Raw genomic sequence first — 6,665 nt, 5'->3', positions numbered from 1 at the left:
AAAAAATATCAATTAGTTTTTCATAAACCGTTTTTGGTATCTTTAATACCGGTTGATTATTTTTCATACTCCCCCCCTAATCTTACCAAAAAAGATCTTATTCCATCTGTTCTTTTATTGTATCAAGTTTAATACAATTTCAGAATCCGCTTTATTTAATTGTACATACTTGCTATGTTTACCTTTCGTCAATTTCAATATATTTTCACCAGAAATAACCCAAACATAGTAAACGACTATTTTATCCTCATTCTTTTCATCATTAAAATAAAAGATATAATCCGCTTTAGGACGATCTTTCTCCATTTTGGAATTTTCCCAGTTAATATTTTTTAATATTTCTTTTGTTTTTATAGTCTTTTCAATTTCTATACTTTCTTTATAAGCTTCAAATTTGTAGATTTTACCCTCACGCTTTTGAATCGAAATATGTTCTTGTTTATTTGAACATCCTACAGTTAACGCTAAAGATACTATGAAAAGTGCAAATAAAAATAGTCTCCATTTCATTAATTGTCATCCCCCTTACATGAATAGACTAATATCCAATATTTTCATTATACTAGTCTACCAGAAGAGTAATAGGAATGTGTATTTAAATGGCGACAAAAGAGTGCAGAACCATCTTTTCTTAAAGCAAAGAACTCCCAAGCTTTTACCTTGAGAGTTTCTGACTCTAATGTCCCATGTAAATAATAGACGTTGTTCACCCAAACCAAACCGTAAATAACTCATCATTTACACCCAGGTTGTACATATAATAGATCCCGAATACCGCGCTGACCACGCCTGTCAACCGAATGAGTGAGTGGTTCACTTTTATAGAAGAAGTACTTGTGACAAAGGGGATGCTTAAAATCGTTGTAAATAGAAGCATGTCCACACATGTACCAACTCCAAATATAATAATGTAAATGGCACCCTGCCATACTGAATCTATCGTACTCATCGTAAGAAGAACCATAGCTGCACTTCCGGCAAGTCCGTGGACAATCCCAACAAACATCGATTTCAAATAGGTAGCTTTTTCTTGCTCCCTAGCTGTTAAGCGCATGCCCTCTCTCCTTCTGCCAATCAAAAACATAAAACACCTTATAATAAGAGTCTATTAAAGATACAATACACAATCTTAGTCATTATCTAACACAATTACGTTATATAATATAACATATACCTAATTATATTAAATTTTCTGATAATTTCAAGTGTAAAAATGAAATAATTTGTAAATTAATATACACCTCTCGTTTTGAAAGTGCTTACCTAAAATTTGATAATATCCAAACAACCTTGATATAATTTCATGAGGAACTATTTTGCTAAAAAAGTAGTGAGAGGGGAATAAAAAAATGAGTTATGTGAAAAATCAACTTAAAGTTATGCGCGAAAATTTACTAAAAGAAATCGAGGGATTAAGTCCAGAGCTTATGGATGTGCAGCCGAAAGGGTTCAATAATACAATCCATTGGCATCTTGGACATGTCCTATCCGCAGCGGAAAAATTTTTATTGGACTCCCCAAATAACAGCAACTTGCCTGCTAATTACGGACAACTATTTGGATACGGTTCAAAACCAGCTGACTGGACAAGCGATATCCCTTCTGTTGAAGTTTTAAAGCAGCAGTTACAAGAACAACTTGGCCGGCTTCTTGAAATTCCGGAAGAAAGCTTGAACGAAAAAGTAGCACAACCGTTCAGAGAAATGGAAACAGTAGGAGAGTTTATTAACTTCGTAGTCCTACACGAGGCAAGTCACATTGGACAAATTCATGCGATGAAACTTCTCATCCAATCCTAACAAATAAACCACAAGCTGCCATTCCGATTTTTCGATAAAAACCGGAGTGGCAGAAATTCCTTGTTAAATAAATCTCGATTTACTTAACAAGGAACAACCTTGATATAATTAGAAGGACGTTTTTATATAATTACATATCATTCACAGGAGCAAAAAAAGGGGGAACTAGCATGAATCCATTACAGAAACGATTCTCACTAATTAGAGGGAAATTTTTCGAAAGAGCTATTGATTGTGTTACTCCTGAACTGGCAAGCATTCAGCCAGTAGGATTCAACAACACCATTCACTGGCATCTCGGCCATACGTTGTTCGTAACAGAAAAATTCTTGCTTGATCATCCGCAAGCAGGGAACTTGCCAGACAATTATGTTAATTTCTTTGCACAAGGTACAAGTCCGGCCGACTGGACAGACGCTGTTCCATCATTTAGTGTTTTAATTCAGCAATTTAAAGAACAGCTTGATCGCCTTCTGGCCATTCCTGAAGAACGCTTGAATGAAAAACTGGAGAAACCATTCAAAGGTTTTACAACTTATAGCGAAATGGTCAATCTTGCACTTTTCCACGAAACGTACCATATGGGCCAAATTCACGCGATGTTACGAGTGATTAACGCAGCCCAAAAATAATAGCCCCCGCTTTTCAAAGCGTGAGGCTTTTTTCATTAATACACATTAAACTTTGATAATCAAAGACCCCCATTTCAACTTTACATCATCTGGTTGTCCATATAATCGTTATAGGCTTTTTCAGCAGCGGCTTCTGAAGAAAATAAAGCATCATCATCTTCAATTGTATGAAATGTATCGTTCAGAAACAAAGCAACTGCATTAGGATCTTTTGGATGAGGGACAATTTCAGCTGCCCTTACATTCGAAACAGTTGGAACATGGGGGTTATTATAAATTACAAATACCTCGTCACCGACTTGTACTTCTTTCGCATTGATAATACCCATTGAATTCTTCCTTTCCTTTACAGATTTTCTTTAGTTTATGGAAAGGTGCTTAGAATTATTATATAAAATCACATTGCCAGCGACATAACAAAATAGGACTCCTTCGTGATCGAAGGAGTCTCCTTATTCATTTGAGCATATTCATCTTCTGCAAAAACTCAATCGGATGTTGTTTACGGAAAAATTCTCTTAACATATAGGCAACACCGTGTTCATCATTAGACCGGGTCACCCATTTCGCGACTTTCTTAACTTCCTGATCTGCGTTGCCCATGGCAACACCCAGACCAGATCCAGCAATCATCTCCATATCATCTAACCCGTCTCCAATCGAGACAATTTCACTTCTTTTTACCTTTAAATGATCTGCTAAATATAATACACCACTCCACTTTGATACACCCTTTGGAACAACCGTCAGCTTGTATCCTGGATGTAAGATAACATCAACCTCCGGGAACATATCCTTTATCAGTTTGAGCATATCTGTTTGGTCACTTTGCTCCGAAAAAATGATATCTATTTTTGTCGGAGCCATTGGCTTGTCAATTAGCTCTTCACTGATATCATCCACATAATTTTGAGCATATATATTTTGATCATTCAAATACATAACTGTTTTACCGAGCAAATTCTCTGGAAGGTTGACTCGATTGCCAAGCGAGTATTTTTCATGAATGAGTAGAATTTGGCAGGTAGTTTTTTCAAGCATTTGAACGAGCTCCACAGTCAATTCTTCTGAAATTCTTTTCACCAATATAGGCTTCTCAATTGATGCTCCAACAAAAGCTCCCTGCTGAGCAACGATCATCGGATTTATTTTTAGGGCTTTGGCCGCTTTTTTTGCAGAGTGATAGTTTCTTGACGTCACAAGCGCAACATGGACACCTTTTTGGTGCACATAATCAATTGCTTCTTTAGTTGATTTATTTAAACGGCCATTCGACTGGAGCAATGTTCCGTCAATATTAATCGCAAGTAGACGATATACCATGTTGATCTCCCCCATCTATAATATCCTCTTTCAAATTTATGACTAAAATTTGAAGAGTAGAACAAATAGAAGTTCAGAGTACCTTACACTCGATTTGCACTAACTTTTCCGACAAAAAAACTCCCTACCATAAAGGCAGGGAGTTTTCAACAGCTTACTACTGTTGTTCAGGCAGACCATATAAATCTTCAAGCGGCTTCATGATAATTTTATTAAGGTCAGCAATGACCATGCTCATCCTTTGTTCCGCTTCCATCAATTTTGAGATGGTTGGGTTTTGTTGAACAAGCTGTACTGTTTTTTGTGCTTGCTCCACCTCTTCCGGAGCGATCTCCTGCCCCATCATTTGCTTTTGTTGCAAAGACATCTGCAAATTTCGAAAGTTTTCAAACATTCCTTTTGTTGCTTCATCCGAATTGACGATTTCATATAAGCGTTGCAAGTCTGCATATTCATTACTTGCTCGAATTGCCTTTTCCATTTCATATGCTGCATCGTATACGTTACTCATGGTTTTCCCCTCCCAGTAATCATTGTATTCCTACACCTTTACCACTATAACAAATCCCTTTGATAATTACACGTCATCCTAATAAAACAGTTACAAAACCTTGGAATAAACCGATGATTCCTCCAAGCAATGCTCCAAGGTATGTGATCATTGACAATTCCTTCTTAGTGATGGAAACGACCATTTCCTCAAGTCGCGAAACGGAAAATGAGGCCACCTGTTCTTCCACAATATCATCCAAATGAAGCTTTTGGAACAGCGGCTGAAAGTGATTAATTAAATAGTCGGCACCTTTTTCCACAAGAATTGGGACCCCTTTTTCCACAATCGTATCAGAGAAATTGGCAGTCAACTCACGAACTGGTTTTTCCATGATAGTAGCAACTGGTATCATTTCTGTCGTTTTTTCGGTAATAAACTGTCTTATCGTTTCTTTCCCAATCAAGCCTTCTACTTTCATAACATCCCATTTCTCGAGGTTTTCCCACTCTTTTACCATCATCACTGACAATATATCAATAGTTCGTGATTGTTCAAAAAATTTAATGATCTCCGGCTGAATTTTATCAATTAACTTTTCATTCCCGATAAACATCTGAATTAAATTGATCAATTTACCCCGTTCCTTGAAAAAATCATCCAACATGTCTTCAAGGCGACCCTTTCCTTCTACACTGTTAAAATATTCTTTTCCTTTTGTTAAGATGAATCGAGAAATATCCGGGATCGACTCCACTGCTTTTTGCTGAATGTGCAATGGGACGATGTCCTGTAAGCTCTTGCCGCTATTTTCGCCCAACCATGTTTCGTATTTACCAAGAACTAAAGTCTGTAATTGCTGTTCTAACGAGAAGGAAGAATTCTTCATTCCCAATTGTTCAAGTAATTGAGCTGTACTTTTTTCAATGGACAACGCTTTCTTTACTTCTGCCTGAACGAAAATTTTCATATTCTGTATAGAGGCATCATTGATAACCTTACTTTGAATGCTTTCAGGTGTGATTAAATGTTCAACGACCAATTTACCTAACTGACTGGCTAACTCATCTTGCCGCTTAGGAATTAAACCTGGTGTCAATGGTAGCTGTTTCCCGAAAATATAGATTGGTTTATAAGGTCTAAACAGCATCCGGATAGCCAATAAATTAGTGAACCCTCCAATTACAGCACCTACAACAACCATAAACAGTATTTTTACCCAAAACTCATCCATGAGGATTTCTCCTTTTGTTGCTTGAAATAAAGGCTTAATGACACGTTCTAATTGGAAAAACATAGAATGTGTTATCCACTTTTGCCCATCATTTAATTATAAAAGGATATCAAACTTAGTGCAAACGGGGAATTATAATGAATCTTAAATTTCAAAAAATATTCATTACGGTAAATCCTGCAATCACTAGAAAGAAGGCACTACTGTTCATCGAAGAAAAATTATTCGAGGCGTGGGATCTTCAATATGGGGAACCCCTTACGCTTATGGCGGGATGCCGTTCCGTTCCTGTACTCGTCCAACCATTCCCTTCATCCCAGCCAACAATAAAGCTTTCATTTGATACAAACCAAATTTTATCCCTGCCTGCTTTTTCAGACCCCATTTCCGTTACCTTCCATGCGGAGGATAGATCAATAAATATAGGGCCGTTCTTTGCTGCACTCATCAATCAACTTCCCTTGAAAGATGGGACATTTGGGGAGATGGAAAAATTTTATCAGGAGATGAAATCCTACTGTCATCAACAAGGCTTCTCCTTCTTTTTAGTAGGAATACAGTCTCTAAAAGAAGGCGTAGTGGAAGGATATTGGCCAGGGCAAAATGGGTGGCAAACCCTTACTCTACCTATCCCTAATGTGTTTTATAATCGGATTCATTCGCGCAGAATGGAAGAATCGCCAACCTTCGATCTGTTTACAAATGAACTAAAATCATATTCAATCCCGATGTTTAATGGGAGGTTTCTTTCTAAGTTCGATGTACATGAGCTTCTTCTCTTAGAAAATGAACTGCTTTCAAATCTGCCTGATACCATACTTTTTAACGAGAAGGAAGCCTTCTTTACATTTTTAGAGAACCATTCTGTTATCTATTTAAAGCCTTCTTCCGGCAGTCAAGGAAGGAATATTTGCAGGTTAACACAAGTAGATGGAAAATGGAAAATCGAGCAAACCGGTCATATACAAAATGTGCATATTGCGGATACGAATGAAAAGTTGTATAACGCCTTGAAAAAATTCTGCAGAAAACAAGCCTACATCCTTCAAAAGGGGATTTCCTTGTTTGAAATCGATCAGAGAAAAGTTGATTTCCGAATCCTTCTTCATCAAAACGAGCAGTTTCAATGGAAAGTTACCTCCATGGTTGCCCGGATAGGAGATCCAGGTAATATCGTTTCCAATCTT

Annotated in this window: 9 protein-coding genes; 3 read left to right on the top strand and 6 right to left on the bottom strand. The window is 37.1% G+C overall.

Going from position 1 to position 6,665, the window contains the following annotated elements; all coding sequences use genetic code 11:
• Positions 1 to 114 precede the first annotated feature (114 nt).
• Positions 115 to 510: a hypothetical protein gene (locus AC1DUW_RS18300; protein WP_053344903.1), complete on the bottom strand. Its 396-nt coding sequence runs from the start codon at positions 508 to 510 to the stop codon at positions 115 to 117.
• A 196-nt stretch (positions 511 to 706) separates the two neighbouring features.
• Positions 707 to 1,054, bottom strand: coding sequence for an urease accessory protein UreH domain-containing protein (locus tag AC1DUW_RS18295; protein ID WP_053344902.1), 348 nt, complete (start codon positions 1,052 to 1,054; stop codon positions 707 to 709).
• Between the two features lie 295 nt (positions 1,055 to 1,349).
• Between AC1DUW_RS18295 and AC1DUW_RS18290 the strand changes: the two genes are divergently transcribed.
• Together AC1DUW_RS18290 and AC1DUW_RS18285 are read left to right on the top strand one after the other, a co-directional pair.
• On the top strand, positions 1,350 to 1,799 hold the full coding sequence (locus tag AC1DUW_RS18290; RefSeq protein ID WP_053344901.1) for a DinB family protein: 450 nt from the start codon (positions 1,350 to 1,352) through the stop codon (positions 1,797 to 1,799).
• A gap of 170 nt (positions 1,800 to 1,969) precedes the next feature.
• Complete coding sequence (locus AC1DUW_RS18285; RefSeq protein ID WP_053344900.1) at positions 1,970 to 2,431, top strand: DinB family protein; 462 nt, start codon at positions 1,970 to 1,972, stop codon at positions 2,429 to 2,431.
• A gap of 80 nt (positions 2,432 to 2,511) precedes the next feature.
• On the opposite strand, the gene AC1DUW_RS18280 is transcribed toward AC1DUW_RS18285, so the two are convergent.
• The 4 genes from AC1DUW_RS18280 to AC1DUW_RS18265 all read right to left on the bottom strand — a co-directional run bounded on the left by AC1DUW_RS18280 (position 2,512) and on the right by AC1DUW_RS18265 (position 5,478).
• Positions 2,512 to 2,760 (bottom strand): transcriptional regulator SplA domain-containing protein, encoded by a 249-nt coding sequence (locus AC1DUW_RS18280; RefSeq protein ID WP_053344899.1) that lies wholly within the window; start codon positions 2,758 to 2,760, stop codon positions 2,512 to 2,514.
• Between the two features lie 127 nt (positions 2,761 to 2,887).
• The gene (locus AC1DUW_RS18275) at positions 2,888 to 3,754 is read right to left on the bottom strand and encodes a Cof-type HAD-IIB family hydrolase (RefSeq protein ID WP_053347983.1); all 867 of its coding nucleotides are present in this window, start codon (positions 3,752 to 3,754) and stop codon (positions 2,888 to 2,890) included.
• A gap of 157 nt (positions 3,755 to 3,911) precedes the next feature.
• Positions 3,912 to 4,265 (bottom strand): YlbF/YmcA family competence regulator, encoded by a 354-nt coding sequence (locus tag AC1DUW_RS18270; RefSeq protein ID WP_053344898.1) that lies wholly within the window; start codon positions 4,263 to 4,265, stop codon positions 3,912 to 3,914.
• Between the two features lie 73 nt (positions 4,266 to 4,338).
• Entirely contained in the window at positions 4,339 to 5,478 is a 1,140-nt protein-coding gene (locus tag AC1DUW_RS18265) for a DUF445 domain-containing protein (protein WP_161804897.1), read from the bottom strand.
• A 137-nt stretch (positions 5,479 to 5,615) separates the two neighbouring features.
• On the opposite strand from AC1DUW_RS18265, the gene AC1DUW_RS18260 reads away from it, so the two are divergent.
• The coding region (locus AC1DUW_RS18260; RefSeq protein ID WP_477643140.1) for a YheC/YheD family protein at positions 5,616 to 6,665 on the top strand (1,050 nt) is incomplete at its 3' end.

This window comes from Peribacillus sp. P4_C12, assembly GCF_056402095.1.
The sequence above is the reverse complement of the archived record's forward strand: the minus strand, read 5'-3'. Positions and strand labels throughout refer to the sequence as shown.